This is a genomic window from Paenibacillus favisporus (assembly GCF_040545415.1).
In the GTDB taxonomy this organism is placed as follows: Bacteria; Bacillota; Bacilli; order Paenibacillales; family Paenibacillaceae; genus Paenibacillus_AQ; species Paenibacillus_AQ favisporus.
The window spans coordinates 232,740-248,525 of the sequence record NZ_JBEPLV010000008.1 but is presented as its reverse complement, the minus strand read 5'-3'; the positions used below and the strand labels follow the sequence as shown (position 1 = coordinate 248,525).

The following is a 15,786-nucleotide window of genomic DNA, read 5'->3' as shown; positions in this document are numbered from 1 at the left end:
GAATAGTCGCCAGGTTCACCCTGATACAGGTATTGTAGCAACCCTTCCTGGGAAAACGTTATCAAATTCATGACCTCTTTGCCGGAAAAGTGTCAACAATTCTCACTTTTTAGATTTAGGTTAATGCACGTCCCGGGAATCCACGTACCCTGCGATCCGGGAAGCCTTCCGGTACTCGACCGGCGTCTGGCCGGTATGCTTTTTGAACATCAGATGCAGATATTGGCGGCTGCCGATCCCCACATAATCCGCGATATCCGCCACAGGAATTTCCGTCTGCCGCAGGAGCATTGCCGTTTTGTCCATCCGGTAGGCGTTCAGGTATTCCATAATCGACATGCCTGTCTTCTGCTTGAATACCCGCTGCAAATACCCGGGGTGAAGCCGGACATGCTCGGCGGCGTCTTTAACCTGGATGCTGCGATCGTAGTTCTGATACAGGTATTCGATGCACTGCCGCACGTACATGCTCTGCGTATCGGGACCGGCCTCCACGTATTCCTGATGCAGCCGGGCAATCCGGATCAGCAGCTCGGCGAGCATCAGCTGCGGCATCAGCTCCTGTCCGGATTCGGCGGCGTCCAGCTCCAGAACAAGATTTTTCAGCAGCTGATGCACGTCATGAAATTCCCTAAGCACGACATAGGGAGCCGGGTTCCGGAACAGCGCCGCCAGCGCCTCCTCTCCCTCGGCCAGCTGTTTCGTCGACGGCAGCACCCCATCCCGCTCGACAAAGCGGAATTCGATGTTGAGCATCCGGCAGGTCCCCGTCACCAGCAGACGATGGGGAACAGTTCCGTCCAGCAGGATAAAGCCGCCCTTGGTCAGATGCACAACCGCTTCGTTTTCGCCAAACGGCTTCACCCCGACTGAGCAGTTCCCGTCTATGACATACATGATTTCGGAGGAGTCATGGGTATGCAGCGCCATGTCAAAACCGTTCCACTCTTTAAAATAGTAGGCGCTCACCTCCGGACGGCAGTCCGCCAGCATCAGCTTCTCGGGAAATAATCCGCCGGGTTCCCATCCGTCCAATTCGCTGCCATTCCATCCGCTGACGTTTGCCATGGATACGAACCTCCTTTTCCCCTTAACGTTCAGACCAGCTCAACCTTCATTCCGGCCACGGCCAGCGTCACCTGCGGAGGGAGCGGATAAGACCGGTTCAGGTCGATATCATGCGACATATGGGTGTAGACCGTTCGCAGCGGCTTCACCTCCTGCAGCAGCTCTGCCGCTTCCTTCATATCGTACACGGACCGGGTGGGATAAGGCGCCGTCTCATGAAAAAAGCTCGTCCCGAGCACCAGCAGATTCAGGCCGTGCAGCGGCCGTTTCTCCTCCTCGTTCAGACCGATCGAGTCCGAGCAGTACACCCAGCGGAAGCCCGGTTTCTCCAGCCGGTATGCAAAGGCATAACCGTTCGCCCCATGCGTCACCTTCCACGTGGTGATGTTCCAGCCGCCAAGCTCGATTCCAGCATCAGCGGGAATCATTTGAAGCTGCCGGTGGATCCATGGAAACTGCCGCTGAATTTGGTCCAGCACCTCCTGCGGGGCATACAGCTCCCCTTTGGCCTGCCGCCAGCGGCATTCATCCGCCCACTCCGGCAGCCCGCCGATATGGTCAAAATGCGCATGCGTCACCAGCATCCGCGCCGTCGCCCGCTGCCCGATCGCTTCCATCTGGCTGCGCCAATCCGGCCCGCAATCGATGAGGAAGCTGTCTCCCTCCTCCTGCCCTTGGACTAGCACCGAAGAACGCAAGCGGCGGTTCATTCCCGTTGTCCGGGCCTCTTCGCACACTTCGCAGCTGCAGTACACGCGCGGGACGCCCATCGCGTCCCCGGTTCCCAAAAAGATCAATGCGTCCATTGCGTCGGTCATCTCCTTATTTTTCCTATGTATGTAGGGTGGTGGTTATATTCCTGGTTCGTTACAGCTATATAGAATGAACTCAAGAAATTCATGTTGAAGGGCTTGGATAAGCTGTTACAACAGGGGGTTCAATTCGAAACTTGAGTTCAATCTATAATATGATACCATATTCGCCTTTCCGAGAGTTCTCGGTCCAGAGACCGACTGCAAAATCATACCAGCGGCGATTTTTGCCGGCCCTTTATTCGAGTACACTGAGATCAAAGCTGCGAACGACGGACGCATCAGGCACCGCTGTTAAAACTGCCCCTGACCGGCGCAAGCCGGACACAGATGATCGGATGAACCGCATAATGCGGATGCCCGGTGCCTTGGAGAAGTCAATGAACCACTCAAGTTCGCCATATTTGTACCGTAAAATTTAGAAGAAACGAGGTCACCCGCATGGAGCTTTTCCGCAATGCCACATTTGTTAAAATGTTTTTGGCCAACTTCGCGTCCCAGCTTGGGTCAATGGTTGGCAGCATGGCTTTCGCCTTTTATCTCGTCGACCGCTTCAGCAGCCAACCCGCTTACGCCACGTTAGCCGAGTTGATGTATTCTCTGCCGACACTGGTCGTGTTCCTGTTCGTCGGCGTGCTTGCCGATCGACTCGACCGCAAACGCATCGCCGTCAACAGCGACTGGATCCGCGCGGTCCTTTCCCTGGTCCTGCTGCTCGCGATTTATGAAAACTGGATCGTCGGCGCGTTTGCCCTTCTATTTCTGCGCAGCGCCATCTCGAAGTTTTTTGCACCCGCCGAAATGAGCCTGCTCCAGGGGGTCATGAAACCCGAACAGTACGTGCAGGCCTCCAGCCTGAACATGTCCATCTCGGGCGTATTCATGCTCTTTGGCATGAGTCTCGGCTCGGCAGCTTACTATTACCTTGGCATTGAAGGCGCCATTCTGATCGACATGGCCAGCTTCGTCATCTCCGCCCTGCTTCTTATGTCATGCCGTTTCCCGCAGCATGTCTCCCACCCCAACGGCAAAATACGCTTGAAAGACCTGAATTTGAAAAGCATCACTGCCGACTTCGGCATGGGCTTTCAATACATCGTCCGTTCGCGCCTGCTGCTGGCGATTATTCTCGGCTTTTTCTTCTTCGGCATCGTCAACGGCGTGTTTTCGATCCTGCCCCTCTTTACGATGAAATACAAGCTTAGTCCGGAGCACTACGAGGTGTACACACCTTTGGTCATGGTATTCCTCGGGATCGGCTACCTGGTGGGCAGCGCCATCAGCACCCTGCTTATCAAAAAGACCGGTAAAGTCGGCGTGCTGATCACCGGATTGTTCCTCATCGGCATCATTACGCTGGTCGCCGGCGGTTTCCACCACATTCAGCTGTACTTGGGCACGATGGTGCTGCTCGGGGTGATCCTCGCTCCGATCAACGTTGTGCTGGGCGGATGGCTGCCGGAGCTCGTCGAGCCCCAAAGCATGGGCCGCGTCAGCGCCTGGATCGAGCCGCTCAACACGACCGGCCAGGCGATCGCGCTCGGATTTCTGGCCGTTGCCTTCCCCGGCTTGGTATCCGTCACCGCACTGTACTGGATCCTGGCGGCCAGCATTTTTATCGTCAGCGTCTACTACCTTGCCGTCCTGCCTTCGCTCAGCCGCAAGCACCAGCAGCAGGAGATGAACGTCGAAATGCCCGGCTGATGGCCGGGCTTTACTCAAAAAAGAAGAAAGCCCCTTCCCATAAAGGAAGGGGCCAGTATGTAACTGGTTCTTACTAATAAATCGTCAGCGCCGCAGCCACGGTAACCCCTATAAAGCATATGTTCCCGATCGTATTGATAATTTTATCGCTGCCGAAGCTGATTTTGACTCGGCGCACCACGCTGAAGAACAACATCACGCCCAGCATATGAATTACAAACCGCATCGGCGAATCCGATTCATTCACATAACCGACCAGCATTTTGCTACAGAATATCCACAGTACGGCCAAAAACGTAAACAGTGCTGCACTGTACAGGTACCGCGAAACACCTTTTACCATGGAATAACCGCTCCTTCCGTCTGGCTTATAGAACACTTCCAACTGACTATGCTCTAAACCTATTTTCTGACTGGTCAAAAAAATATCATTACTCTAACTCTACCTTTAACTTTAGCATAGAACAGTTAATTTTCCAACAATTCCCTTATCCATAAAAATGTCAGACTCTAGTTTTCGGATTAACTTGTCCGGGATCAGCCCACATAACAGCTTGACTATTCCGCCAGCCAATCCCCTTGGCACCAAAAAAGCAGGCCCCGCCAAGCGGTCACCTGCTTAAACACTGCTCCGATTTCTGCCACTCAAATCCCCGCCAGCACCTGGTACCACACACCCCGCTTGGAGTAGAGCGTGCTGCGCACCTCGTCCCAGCCGCCGAGGTAGTTGATATCGAACAGCCCTTTCGGCACCGGGTACTTGGCCGTGTTGGCCTTCAGCACCTCGTCGTCGACGGGCCGGAAGCCGTGTGCGGCGAAGATTTCCTGCGCTTCCTTGCTCCACAGATACTTCACGAACGCCTCGGCCACCTTGGTGGTGCCGTGCTTCTTGGCAAAAGCGTCCACGACGGCGGCCGGATTCTCGATCAGAATCGTGTTCTCCGGAATGACGACGTCGTATTTGACGCCCTGCTGAATTCGCGCCAGGAGCTCATTCTCGTACGTGACGATGACGTCGCCCACGCCATACTCGAACGCCGCCATGGACGCCCTGCCGCTCTTGTCGAGCGACTCCACGTTCTTGTGGACCTGCTTCAGGAAAGCTTTGGCCGCGGCCGGGTCCTTGTGTCCCTGCTGCTCCGAAGCTTTCAGACCTGCGCCGTAAATCGCATTGATGTCCCACTGCGCCCCGCCCGAAGTCTTCGGGTTGGGGTACAGCACTTTGACCCCCGGCTTGGTCAGGTCCTGAAAATCCTTGATCCCCAGCGGATTCCCTTCCCGCGTGCCCAGCACGACGATGGAACGGGTGACCATGCCTTGATCCGGATGTTTCGTCTTCCAGTCCTTATCGATGAGCCCCGCGCTGACGAGCTTATCGACGTCTCCTTCCATCGCGAGCAGCGTGACGTCGGCCTCAAAGCCGCCGGCAATCGCGCGCGCCTGGGTTCCCGACGCCTCATAGGACTCCTGGAATTTGACCGTCTGTCCGGTCTTCTCCTTCCATTCCTGCTGAAATTTCGGCAGGATGTCGGCCATCGCATCCTTCGCCACGCTGTACGCGCCAATCACCAGGGTGACGTCGCCGCCCGCTGCCGATACGGTGCCATTCACCGGCGCATCCTTGCTGCAGCCGGTAAAGACGAGAATGCAGGCCAGCAGCAGAGCGCCGAGAAGACCCGGGCGGAATGCCGGCTTTCTATCGTGATTTTGCATCGTCTGCCACTCCTTTAGGCTGAAACTTGCCGTGTTTGCCGCATCAGCCTGCCGGAGGGCAGGCTGGAGTTGTAATACGGATGATGTTCACAGAAGCGGTATTGCTGTGTCATCTCTAAATTACGGAATTACCCGTGCTAAGAGTAAGTATTTTCCGAGGTCCAATATTGAGATTTCAAAGAAGCGTTACTCGGATCCCTTTAAATAATGACCGGCATCGGGTCCACCTTAAGCCGGTTTTCTTCGATCCAGCTGCGCTCGTCGTTGAACAGGTACGCGCGGTGCACCAGCACTCGTACCGGCTGACCCGGCTGCAGCGTATCCTTCTCCAGCGAGCGGTACGTCATCAGCTTGTGGCTGCCGACTTCGACCTCCACCATCCACTCGCTGCCGCGGAAATGCAGATGGCGCACGATGCCTTCCTCCGTTGCAGACAGCACCCGGAATTCGTCGGACCCGCCGACTTCAATGTACTCCGGCCGGATGAGCGCCCGGGTGCCGCTGCCCCCGGCAGCTTCCTCGAAGCCTTTCAGTTCACGCGCATTCTCCACCACGGTGGACTCCCCGATAAAGGTCGCGACGAACGGCGTCTTCGGCTCCTTGTAAATATCCCACGGGGTGCCCTTTTGCTCCAGGCGTCCCTGGTTAATGATCATGATTTCGTCGGCTACCTCGATCGCCTCGTCCTGGTCATGCGTCACGAAGATCGACGTGATGCCCACGCGCTCGATCAGCTCCCTGAGCCAGGAGCGGAGCTCCTGCCGGATCTTGGCGTCGATCGCCGCAAACGGCTCATCCAGCAGCAGCAGCTGCGGTTCCGGCGCGAGCGCCCGGGCAAAAGCGACCCGCTGACGCTGCCCGCCGGAGAGCTGCTGCGGATAACGCTTCTCAAAGCCCGCCAGCCCGGTCAGCTCGACCAGCTCCATGACCCGATCCTTGATCTGCGACTTCGGCGTTTTCTTCACTTTCAGGCCAAAAGCAATATTGTCGAACACCGTCATATGCTTAAACAGCGCGTAGTTCTGAAACACAAAGCCGATGCCCCGCTCCTGCGGCGGAAGCGCGTTGACCAGCTCTCCGTGGAAGCGGATTTCCCCGCTGTCCGGCGTCTCCAGTCCCGCAAGCATCCGCAGAATCGACGTTTTGCCGCCGCCGCTCGGCCCGAGCAGCCCGATCAGGTGGCCCTTTTCAATTCCAAAATGCACATCCTTTACGGCATGAAAATCACCAAAATGCTTGTTCAATCCGCGAACTTCCACATGCATATCAGCGCACTTCCCTTCTTTTTTTGGCCCATTCCATCAAGAGGAGCAGACTTACCGAAAAAGCAGCCAGAACCAACGCAACGCTGTTGGCCGAAATGACATTGAAATTTTCCACGTCCTGGTATACTAGCGTCGTCGCCGTTTGGGTCCTGTTAATGATATTACCCGACACGACGAGCACCGCTCCGAACTCGCCCAGCGAGCGCGCCACCGTCAGCACGATGCCGTAAATGACCGCCCAGCGGATCGATGGCCAGGTTACTTTCCAGAACGTCGTCCAGCCGTAGGCCCCCAGCGTCGAGGCGGCTTCTTCCTGCTGAGCCCCGATTTCCTGCAGCACTGGCATCACCTCGCGCACCATGAGCGGAAAAGTGACAAACAGCGTAGCAATGACCATCCCCGGAAAGGCGTACACAATCTTAAAGCCAATATCTTCGAAAAAGGCCCCCACCGCGCTTCCCGGCCCCAGCAGGAGCACGATCATCAGCCCCCCAATGACGGGGGACACCGCATACGGCAGGTCGACGATGCTGTTCAGAAACCGCCGGAGCCCGCCGCCCATCCAGCTGCCGCGAACGAGATAGATAGCCATCATCATGCCGAGCAGCGTGTTCAGCACCGTCACGGTGACGACGATGAGCCCGGTCATCATCAGGGCGTGCAGCGCCTCAGGCCTTGCCAGGGCATCGCCCAGACCGCCCAAACCACCTTCGAAGGCACCCATGACCATTTTGCCGAGGGGAGCGATCAGCAGCAGGAAAAAGACCAGGTATGTCAGCGTAATCCACAGTTTCTTCATGCTCTATTCCCCTTCGTCTGCACAAAATTCACGACCCAGAGTATGACAAAAGACAGCGTCAGCAGCAGAATCGACACGGCAGCGGCCCCGGCAGTATTGTCGCTCTCAACCTCCCCGTAAATAAACACGGAGGCGATCAGCGTCCGGCCCGGAATGTTGCCGGCGACGAGCACGACGGCCCCAAACTCCGCCAGCGCCCGGGAGAAGGCCAGCATTCCTCCGCTGAGCATGCCCGGCAGCATGGACGGCAGCACAACTCGGAAAAAGATTTTGGTGCCCGAAGCCCCCAGCGTCCGCGCCGCCTCCTCCTCGGAAGGATCGATCTCCTCCAGCAGCGGCTGCACCGCGCGGATGACGAAAGGAAACGTGACGAACACCATGGCGATGACGATCGCCGGCTGATGGAACACGATTTCAAAGCCGAGCGCTTCGGCGGCTCCGCCGATCAGGCTGCCCGGTCCGAGCAGAAGCAGAATCATGAGGCCTCCGACCGCGGTCGGCAGGGCAAACGGGAGATCCACCAGACTGTTCAGCAGCGATCTGCCCGGAAAACGGTAGCGGACGATCACCCAGCCGATCATCGTACCGATCAGAACGTTAATCATCGTAGCCACAAGGGCCAATTTCAGCGTAAGGAGCACGGATTTCCACGCGATCGGGTCTTTCACGCTTTCCGCAAAAGCGCTCCATCCCAGCGAGAACGAATGATAATACACTCCCAGCAAAGGGAGCACGACCAGCAGTACAAAATAAAGAAGAACGGTGCTTCGAAAACCCCAGGTCCAGCCTTTATGTCGCAGCAGTGTATTCACTTGACCCCTCCCTGCCTCCGGGAATCGGCCCGGTCGGCGCTTGACGATTGATGATTTCCATTATAGATTAAATTATTCCTATTTGACTACTTGGTTTTTGCTTATCAGTACTTTACCAAAAACTGTCTCACACCGTCAATACAAAAATAGATTTATTTCCAGTCTCCGTTTACGCCGCAAAGAAAAGAGCCTGCACAAGTACAGGCCCTGCATTTTTCAGTCCAAAACATTCGGCCCGTTCCGGGGCAAAGTCAAGGTCTAACCGTGATGATCCTTTGCCTCATCGAGACCGTCTGCGATGGAACTCCCAGCACTCCACTCTGTTATCGCTCCACCACGGACATATGGAGTTGATCGGCATGCGCAGTTCTTTTCGAATGTCTTTGGAAGGTTGCCAGGATGACGCCGCAAATAATCAACACCGAACCCGCAACTTGCATGTAGCTGATCGGCGTACCTAGAATGAAGTAGCCTGACACCATCGCAACAAATGGCTGCAAATTCAGAAACAGGGACGCGGTCGCGGCACCTACCCTGCGAATTTGAGTGTTCCAGACGACGGCGCATAATCCTTGGATAAGCAGCGCGGATCCAATTAAGACAAGCCACCACCCATAGTGTGGATGAATCTCAGCATGCGGTTCGCTCCAGATCGATACCGGGAATACCGCAATACACCCCAGCATCGTTGAGTAGGCCGTTGCCACAAGCGGTTCGATGCGCTCTGTCAGCTTTTTCATGAGAATGACAGACCCTGAAAATGCCAGCATGCAAATCAGCATCCATCCAATCCCGGACGAGATGCGGAGCATAAAACTTGCGCTATTCGCCACAACGAAGAAGACACCGGCAAAGGCGACGACCGACCCCATCGTCATCCGAAGCGTAAACGGTTCCTTCAGAAACAAGCGGGCAAACAGTGCAGTACAAATCGGTGATAACGATAATATCAATGAAGCCGTCGTCGCATCGACCGTGCGCAGTCCCGTAAAGAACGAGACTTGATGCAGCAGCATTCCCACTAGAGCATAAGGTGTTAAATACACGGCATCCCGCAGCGTAACCTGAACTAATCGGCGGGTCCCTATAAGAAAAACGTCTATCGACGTACCTTCCAAGAAGACAGACCGCGTTTAGCGGAAGTTTTTCTTGCGATTATAGAATGGTTCAGCTTCGCTGAAATTTATAAATTCTATAATCTTCAAATAAACCAGCAGGAACACCGAGGAGACGGCATGCCGATAGGCCGATAGATGCAGCGCAGGAAATGCTTGCAGCAAAAGCGAGCCCAGTACGAAGTTGCTACCGTAGAGTGATGCGCAAAACAATAGAAGCAGATAGGATCGCAAACGATTCGCCTTCTTTCAAAAATGTGGTTACGAAAAAAGCCTGCGGCAGCATGCCGCAGGCCTCGTTTTAGGCATATGAAACTTCGGGCACTGCACCCGGGTTATTTCGCCGGGATATACGATTCTTCAAGAAAGCTGAGGATCGCTTGGAAAGCCTGCATCCTGTTCTTCTCCAGCAGCACCATGTGCGTTCCTTCCCCAATTTCTACCCAGCGGCGATAAACGGCGCCGGTCAGTGACGTGAAAAAGTTTTGCGCCAAATCAAGAGGCACATCGATGTCCCATTCCGCGTGAACAAGAAGGACAGGCACCGTGATCTCCTTGGGCTCATAAAAAGCTCTGTTAGCCGTCCAGTATTCTCGGATGTCCAGAATCGGCCCATTGGTCGCCCGAATATGTCCCGGATGGACGCTTTGGCTTCCCGGATCGGAAGCTAACGTCGCTTCGGTCCATTGTCCGAACCAGCCTTCCGGAATCAGATCGGCGCGTTTATCTTCAGGGGCGGCGCTTAGCCAGCGTTCCTTCGTGCTGCCGACCGGGACGAGACGATAGGAGCCGAGCGGACCTCCGGTATCGATAGGGACCGGTTTCGTGCTCAGCCACTGAGGCGCAACAAGAATAAGCTTGTTTACTTTATCGTTGTTTCGGCTCGTATACGCCCCGGCGACCGTTCCGCCCCAGGACATTCCCAGAATGTTGACCTTCGATAAGTTCCGATGTTTTAAAACGAAATCTACCGCCGAGCCCAGGTCGCGAACCCCGGTTTCCGTGCGAACCAGCGGAGGGTTGGAGTCAGCGGGCTGCTCCATCTCAGGGGGTCTCGTCGAGCCTCCATAGCCGCGAACATCCACGGCATACACGTCGTAACCATGACTTGCCAAATAGTCCAAGAACGTGAAACCATCCAATTCAACGTCATACAAACTGCCAATCGGATATGTGGCACCGTGAACCATGACAATCGTTTTCTCGTTCGTGAACGTGTTCATGGAAGCCGGACGTTTGTTGCATACATATAGTTCGATTCCTGACGTATCGCTGGGGATACGGTGGTCTTCGGTCAAAATCGGTATATCGTGCCTAAAATCGTTTGTCGTCATGTTGTCAGCACCTTTCAATGCGATTAGGTAAATTTATTAGATGAATTCCCATTTGAATCCGTTGCCGTCACGAGTCACGTACCCCGCAGAACTCCCCGGAAAATGAGTACTGAAATAAATGATGGGCCGATCCGCGACATAATCCAGTACCCTGCGCCGGGAAACGCGTGCTTGTTCCGTGAATTCGCAATACATGGAATTCCACTCGGGATGATATACCTGAAACGGATGGTGCATCACGTCAGCACCGAACAAAGCTTCTTCTCCGCCGGACGTGAGGCTGATCGACATCTGACCGATGCTATGGCCGGGAGTCGGAATAAATTTGAACATATCGAGGAACTCTCCCCCCTCTGGAGGGATTGTCTTCACCAGTCCCGCTTCGACGACAGGCAAAACGCTCTCTTCGTATGCGTTAAAGTTGGGTTCGTTTTCTTTATTGTGGCTGGCCGGGCTGGAGTAATATTGTTGTTCCGAAAGCGGAAATACATAGGTGGCGTTCGGGAACGTCGGTACCCAATTACCGCCTGCAAGCCTTGTATTCCAGCCGACATGATCCACATGCAAATGCGTCAACAGGACATAGTCCACGTCTTCCGGCGTAACCCCCGCCTCCAGGAGGCGATCAAGATACGGGAGCTTTAGATTGGACAATTCCGGATTATACGGAAGATGTTTATCATTTCCCGTCGCGGTATCAATAAGGATCGTATGGTCCGGAGTCTTCACGACCCAAGTTCCTATACTAACGACAAGCTGAGAATCGCTGTCGATTAGACCGGCGGGCAGGGTATCCCGATTCTTTTCCAGAAACGCCGGGTCCCACGAGCCCGCAAAATAAATTTCCGGCGGGACGCCGCTCAGCGTCATTTCCGTGACACGGGTTACGGTTACGTCGCCTACTTTATAGACTTTGTTCATTTGAAATCCTCCGGTTTTCTTTCTAAATCGTAGATCGTTCGAGACAACTATTATCATGGGATCTGACAGTATCCCAAAAATTTCGCTCAATATGGAAATGGTTGAAGGAATTCGTAAATACCCGGGTATGAGACTGAACATCAACCTTGATCTAATAGTAGTTCTTAACCCCTGATATTTCAACGGTTTTACAGCGTAATTCGCTCTGCTTCAAAGTGCTTGATACCACTGCAAATATCCGATATGATACACGTAAAAATTACGTTCACAGCGAATTTTTAGGTGAGGAGAGGACTTCAGATGAATTCAATCGGCGATACCATTCGAAATACGAGAAAAAAACAAAAATTGACGCTCAAAGAGGTTTCCACCATGGCCTCCATCTCTTTGTCTTTTCTCAGTGAAATCGAACGCGACAAAGTGAATCCATCCCTTAGCGTTCTCAAGCGTATAGCAAACGCTCTGGGTGTGAATTTTACCGATCTGTTTGGCGAGGAGAAACGAAGCATCGTCATCAGAAAAAACGAACGAAAACCTCTCGTTCACTCCGAGGGTTCCAGAATAACTTGGTATGCTCTCAGTCATGGAAGCGGCAATAAGATGGGACCGATTTGGGGAGTTCTCGAAAAAGGCGCAACATCAGGGGATGTCGGCGTTGGCCATCCCGAAGGGGAGGAGTTTCTTTTTATCCATACCGGACGATTGGAGTTCATCCTTGGAAATGAACGGTTCACGCTTGAAGAAGGCGACAGCATTTATTACGATGCCCGAACGCCGCATAGTTACAAAAATATCGCCGAGGGGGAGACGCTGCTGATTGCCGTTCCCTCTCCTGCTACCTTCTAGATTCACTTTATCCTGTGGAGGAATAGGCCAGCCCGTTCATTGTGCTTACGGCACAGCAGCTGTATCATAGGCTTATGACATGTCCAAAATCAGGTAAAATACACTTTAGGAAAGGAGACATACGACATGCTGCATACCCTTGAATTAAGTACGGCGTCACGGGACGAAATGAGGGATATTACCCGCGAGATTATTTCGCTGGTTCATCAGAGCGGGGTCAAGGAGGGGACGGTGCTGATTTACTGTCCGCACACGACCGCCGGCATCGCTATTAACGAAAACGCCGATCCGGACGTGAAGCATGATGTGCTGCTGCGTTTGGATGAGGTGTATCCGTGGGAGCATCCAAAATACCGCCATGCCGAGGGCAACACGGCTTCCCATTTGAAGTCGATCACCTGCGGACCTTCGCAGACCGTGATCATTACGGAAGGTGAGCTGCTGCTCGGACGCTGGCAGGGGATTTATTTTTGCGAGTTCGACGGGCCGCGGCGCAGACAATACCATGTGAAAATTATGGAGGGATAAGGATAGCCGCCGTATCCCCAAAAGCAGGCATGACAAAACAGGTGTCGGGGTACGAGGCATTTCTGCATGCCCTCCCCTTCACCTTATTTTCTTCAGCTGCGCTCACACTCACCACAGCATTTATACGTTGGCGCAATACCAATTCACCGTTATAAAGTAAGTATCTAAAAAAATTACCGCAAACTGCGGCAGCATATCTTCACATGCGTAATGGCCGCGGGTTTGATCTCCTCAAAAGTCACGCGATCCTGGATGTAATACGAGATGAATCCGTGCATGGACAAAAATAACGTTAGCGGCAGATTGCGGCAATGATCGGGGCCGTGCTCCTCCTCGTTCATGTAACGGCGCACCATGGAGGCAAACAATTCGAAGCAGCGCCCCTGCTCAGAACGGCAGTAGGACAGCAGTTCTTCGTCCCGGATCATGAACATGATCTCGTACTGATAAGGATGGTCCAGGCCGAAACGGATGAACTCCAGCATGAGCTGTTCCACCTTGGTCAAGTCCTGGGTCGGAGCGACCTTGAGCACCTTATTCAGCTGTACAGCGAGATTGTTGAAATCCTCAACCACGATGGCGTAGAACAATTCTGCCTTTTCCTTGAAATGATAGTATAAGGAACCATGACTGTAACCTAAATGCTGACCAATACTGCGCATCGAAATGGCCCGGTATCCCTTGGTCACAAACAAATGCCTGGCCGCTTCCAGAATCCTCTCCCTCGACAACTCCTGTTCCACTGCTCTTCTTGCCATAGACCTTATTCCCCTTCAATAAAATAAAGCTTTTCGCCCTCCGTAATCAGGGATTGCCCCTGCGTCAAATCCACCATCCACGACATAAACGTCTCCGCTTCACGGTCTTCCGGCAGGCACGTCAGCCGCACCTTATCCGTAAACACCGTTTCCCCCATTCGGACCTCACGGCCCCGGAGCTCGTTCTCGACTTTCCCCAGCCAGGTATAGTCGATTTCTACAAAAATCTCGCGGTGAAGCACGCGTGTGATCGCTTCCCCCGCTTCAATCGCCGCCACAGCACCGTCCGTGTATGCCCGGATCAGTCCTCCCGCCCCCAGCATGATGCCGCCGAAGTACCGGGTCACGACGATCGCCACATTTTTCAACCCTTGATTGCGGATCACCTCGAGAATCGGCTTGCCGGCCGTTCCGCTCGGCTCTCCGTCATCCGACTGCTTCTGGATTTCATCCCTCTCCCCGATCATGTAGGCGGAGCAGTTATGCGTGGCATTCCAGTGCAGCTTCTTGATCTCTTCAATAAAAGCGTTTGCATCATCTTCGCTGTCCACCGGTTTCACATGGCCGATAAAACGGGACTTCTTAATGACAATTTCCTTGGATCCCGCCCCCCGGACGGTTCGATAGCGATCAATCATGTTCATGCCCTTTCTTATTTGCCAAGAAAGCAGTCCCCCGCTGTTGATTAACCGGTGAACTGCTTCCCTAGCTTTGTATGTCTATTCAAAAGTTGCTGATGTTATTCTTATTCGGACAGTCTTGCTTCCAGCTTCGCTTTTTCTTCCTCATAGCCCGGTTTGCCGAGCAAAGCGAACATGTTCTTCTTATAGGCTTCCACGCCAGGCTGGTCAAACGGATTGACCCCAAGCAGATAGCCGCTGATACCGCACGCCTTTTCAAAGAAGTACACCAGATATCCGAAGGAATACGGAGTCATATCCGGTACGGTTACGATCAGGTTAGGAACCTGTCCGTCTGTATGTGCCAACATCGTGCCTTGGAAGGCCTTTTTGTTGACGAAATCCATCGTTTTGCCAGCCAGGAAGTTCAGGCCGTCCAAATCGTCCGGATCGCTTTCGATCGTAATTTGCTTCGCTACATTTTCTACCTGGATGACCGTTTCGAAAATGTTGCGGCTGCCTTCCTGAACGAATTGTCCCATGGAGTGCAGATCGGTCGAGAAGTCGACGGATGCCGGATAAATACCCTTATAGTCCTTGCCTTCGCTTTCGCCGTACAGCTGTTTCCACCACTCGGATACGAAGTGAAGAGAAGGCTCGTAGTTCACGAGAATCTCGATGGCTTTGCCTTTGCGATACAGTGCGTTACGCACGGCAGCGTATTGGTAGCTGAGGTTCTCATGCACGTTCGGGTTGCTGAATTCCTTGGAAGCGTCAGCGGCACCTTGCATCATCTCTTCGATGTTGATTCCGGCAGTAGCAATTGGCAGCAGGCCAACTGCAGTCAGTACGGAATATCTTCCGCCCACGTCGTCCGGAATGATAAAGGACTCATAGCCTTCTTCATTCGCGAGCTTCTTGAGGGCTCCTCTTTCCTTGTCAGTTGTTGCATAAATGCGTTTGCGGGCTTCTTCCTTGCCGTATTTCTTCTCCAGCTCGGCTTTGAAAATACGGAATGCAATCGCAGGCTCCGTCGTTGTGCCGGACTTGGAAATGACGTTCACGGAGAAGTCCTTGCCTTCGATCAGATCGAGCAAATGCGCCACGTAAGTGGAGCTGATGTTGTTGCCGGCGAAATAGATCTCAGGCGTCTTGCGCTTATCCTTTGGTAATACATTATAGAAGGAATGGGACAGAGCTTCAATCGCCGCGCGTGCGCCGAGGTAAGATCCGCCGATTCCGATGACGATCAGAACGTCAGAATCGCTTTGGATTTTCGCTGCTGCTTTTTGGATGCGTGCAAATTCTTCCTTGTCGTATTGGGTAGGAAGATCGATCCATCCCAAGAAGTCAGAACCTACGCCTGTCTTGTTATGAAGCTGCTCGTGAGCGAGTCGGATCGGCTCTGCCAGATAATCCACTTCGTGCTGACCGATAAAGGAGAGCGCCTTACTGTAATCGAAATTTAATTTGGTAGACATATCTAATGTA

Annotated in this window: 16 protein-coding genes; 3 read left to right on the top strand and 13 right to left on the bottom strand. The window is 53.6% G+C overall.

All coding sequences use genetic code 11. From position 1 onward, the window contains the following. Positions 1-120: 120 nt before the first annotated feature. Complete coding sequence (locus ABID47_RS29815) at positions 121-1,068, bottom strand: AraC family transcriptional regulator (protein WP_308737721.1); 948 nt, start codon at positions 1,066-1,068, stop codon at positions 121-123. A gap of 29 nt (positions 1,069-1,097) precedes the next feature. Continuing rightward, positions 1,098-1,874 carry an MBL fold metallo-hydrolase gene (locus tag ABID47_RS29810; RefSeq protein WP_354502384.1) on the bottom strand — a complete coding sequence of 259 codons (777 nt, stop codon included), beginning with the start codon at positions 1,872-1,874 and terminating at the stop codon, positions 1,098-1,100. A gap of 447 nt (positions 1,875-2,321) precedes the next feature. Here ABID47_RS29810 and ABID47_RS29805 point away from each other — a divergent pair, with 447 nt between their 5' ends. Beyond that, positions 2,322-3,584 carry an MFS transporter gene (locus ABID47_RS29805; RefSeq protein ID WP_354502382.1) on the top strand — a complete coding sequence of 421 codons (1,263 nt, stop codon included), beginning with the start codon at positions 2,322-2,324 and terminating at the stop codon, positions 3,582-3,584. 73 nt (positions 3,585-3,657) lie between these two features. On the opposite strand, the gene ABID47_RS29800 is transcribed toward ABID47_RS29805, so the two are convergent. The 8 genes from ABID47_RS29800 to ABID47_RS29765 all read right to left on the bottom strand — a co-directional run bounded on the left by ABID47_RS29800 (position 3,658) and on the right by ABID47_RS29765 (position 11,543). After that, positions 3,658-3,927 (bottom strand): hypothetical protein, encoded by a 270-nt coding sequence (locus ABID47_RS29800; protein WP_251672975.1) that lies wholly within the window; start codon positions 3,925-3,927, stop codon positions 3,658-3,660. 302 nt (positions 3,928-4,229) lie between these two features. Continuing rightward, positions 4,230-5,297, bottom strand: a complete 1,068-nt coding sequence (locus ABID47_RS29795) for a sulfate ABC transporter substrate-binding protein (RefSeq protein WP_354502380.1) — start codon at positions 5,295-5,297, stop codon at positions 4,230-4,232. A gap of 200 nt (positions 5,298-5,497) precedes the next feature. Next, on the bottom strand, positions 5,498-6,562 hold the full coding sequence (locus ABID47_RS29790; RefSeq protein ID WP_354502378.1) for a sulfate/molybdate ABC transporter ATP-binding protein: 1,065 nt from the start codon (positions 6,560-6,562) through the stop codon (positions 5,498-5,500). Between the two features lies 1 nt (position 6,563). Further along, a complete protein-coding gene (locus ABID47_RS29785) occupies positions 6,564-7,361 on the bottom strand; it encodes a sulfate ABC transporter permease subunit (protein WP_354502376.1) in 798 nt (265 codons plus the stop codon). Next, the gene (cysT, locus tag ABID47_RS29780) at positions 7,358-8,173 is read right to left on the bottom strand and encodes a sulfate ABC transporter permease subunit CysT (RefSeq protein WP_354502374.1); all 816 of its coding nucleotides are present in this window, start codon (positions 8,171-8,173) and stop codon (positions 7,358-7,360) included. Before cysT ends, ABID47_RS29785 begins: the two co-directional genes overlap by 4 nt. 323 nt (positions 8,174-8,496) lie before the next feature. Beyond that, on the bottom strand, positions 8,497-9,291 hold the full coding sequence (locus ABID47_RS29775; RefSeq protein ID WP_354502372.1) for a DMT family transporter: 795 nt from the start codon (positions 9,289-9,291) through the stop codon (positions 8,497-8,499). A 332-nt stretch (positions 9,292-9,623) separates the two neighbouring features. Beyond that, positions 9,624-10,622, bottom strand: coding sequence for an alpha/beta hydrolase (locus ABID47_RS29770; protein ID WP_354502370.1), 999 nt, complete (start codon positions 10,620-10,622; stop codon positions 9,624-9,626). 36 nt (positions 10,623-10,658) lie between these two features. Further along, on the bottom strand, positions 10,659-11,543 hold the full coding sequence (locus ABID47_RS29765) for an MBL fold metallo-hydrolase (RefSeq protein ID WP_354502368.1): 885 nt from the start codon (positions 11,541-11,543) through the stop codon (positions 10,659-10,661). 300 nt (positions 11,544-11,843) lie between these two features. Between ABID47_RS29765 and ABID47_RS29760 the strand changes: the two genes are divergently transcribed. Both ABID47_RS29760 and ABID47_RS29755 read left to right on the top strand, forming a co-directional pair. Next, on the top strand, positions 11,844-12,389 hold the full coding sequence (locus ABID47_RS29760; RefSeq protein WP_145160688.1) for a helix-turn-helix domain-containing protein: 546 nt from the start codon (positions 11,844-11,846) through the stop codon (positions 12,387-12,389). Between the two features lie 126 nt (positions 12,390-12,515). Beyond that, positions 12,516-12,917: a secondary thiamine-phosphate synthase enzyme YjbQ gene (locus ABID47_RS29755; protein ID WP_089545536.1), complete on the top strand. Its 402-nt coding sequence runs from the start codon at positions 12,516-12,518 to the stop codon at positions 12,915-12,917. 173 nt (positions 12,918-13,090) lie between these two features. Here the strand turns inward: ABID47_RS29755 and ABID47_RS29750 are convergent, their stop codons facing one another. The 3 genes from ABID47_RS29750 to ABID47_RS29740 all read right to left on the bottom strand — a co-directional run bounded on the left by ABID47_RS29750 (position 13,091) and on the right by ABID47_RS29740 (position 15,776). Further along, the gene (locus tag ABID47_RS29750; RefSeq protein WP_076173442.1) at positions 13,091-13,675 is read right to left on the bottom strand and encodes a TetR/AcrR family transcriptional regulator; all 585 of its coding nucleotides are present in this window, start codon (positions 13,673-13,675) and stop codon (positions 13,091-13,093) included. A gap of 5 nt (positions 13,676-13,680) precedes the next feature. Further along, entirely contained in the window at positions 13,681-14,313 is a 633-nt protein-coding gene (locus tag ABID47_RS29745; RefSeq protein WP_076173443.1) for a YigZ family protein, read from the bottom strand. A 107-nt stretch (positions 14,314-14,420) separates the two neighbouring features. Then, on the bottom strand, positions 14,421-15,776 hold the full coding sequence (locus tag ABID47_RS29740; protein ID WP_200633988.1) for a glucose-6-phosphate isomerase: 1,356 nt from the start codon (positions 15,774-15,776) through the stop codon (positions 14,421-14,423). Positions 15,777-15,786: the final 10 nt, after the last annotated feature.

Bases quoted from the DNA above. Each gene is read 5' to 3' on its own strand.
- ABID47_RS29815 (WP_308737721.1), bottom strand. From the start codon at position 1,068: ATGGCAAACGTCAGCGGATGGAATGGCAGCGAATTGGACGGATGGGAA.
- ABID47_RS29810 (WP_354502384.1), bottom strand. From the start codon at position 1,874: ATGGACGCATTGATCTTTTTGGGAACCGGGGACGCGATGGGCGTCCCG.
- ABID47_RS29805 (WP_354502382.1), top strand. From the start codon at position 2,322: ATGGAGCTTTTCCGCAATGCCACATTTGTTAAAATGTTTTTGGCCAAC.
- ABID47_RS29800 (WP_251672975.1), bottom strand. From the start codon at position 3,927: ATGGTAAAAGGTGTTTCGCGGTACCTGTACAGTGCAGCACTGTTTACG.
- ABID47_RS29795 (WP_354502380.1), bottom strand. From the start codon at position 5,297: ATGCAAAATCACGATAGAAAGCCGGCATTCCGCCCGGGTCTTCTCGGC.
- ABID47_RS29790 (WP_354502378.1), bottom strand. From the start codon at position 6,562: ATGCATGTGGAAGTTCGCGGATTGAACAAGCATTTTGGTGATTTTCAT.
- ABID47_RS29785 (WP_354502376.1), bottom strand. From the start codon at position 7,361: ATGAAGAAACTGTGGATTACGCTGACATACCTGGTCTTTTTCCTGCTG.
- ABID47_RS29770 (WP_354502370.1), bottom strand. From the start codon at position 10,622: ATGACGACAAACGATTTTAGGCACGATATACCGATTTTGACCGAAGAC.
- ABID47_RS29765 (WP_354502368.1), bottom strand. From the start codon at position 11,543: ATGAACAAAGTCTATAAAGTAGGCGACGTAACCGTAACCCGTGTCACG.
- ABID47_RS29760 (WP_145160688.1), top strand. From the start codon at position 11,844: ATGAATTCAATCGGCGATACCATTCGAAATACGAGAAAAAAACAAAAA.
- ABID47_RS29755 (WP_089545536.1), top strand. From the start codon at position 12,516: ATGCTGCATACCCTTGAATTAAGTACGGCGTCACGGGACGAAATGAGG.
- ABID47_RS29750 (WP_076173442.1), bottom strand. From the start codon at position 13,675: ATGGCAAGAAGAGCAGTGGAACAGGAGTTGTCGAGGGAGAGGATTCTG.
- ABID47_RS29745 (WP_076173443.1), bottom strand. From the start codon at position 14,313: ATGATTGATCGCTATCGAACCGTCCGGGGGGCGGGATCCAAGGAAATT.
- ABID47_RS29740 (WP_200633988.1), bottom strand. From the start codon at position 15,776: ATGTCTACCAAATTAAATTTCGATTACAGTAAGGCGCTCTCCTTTATC.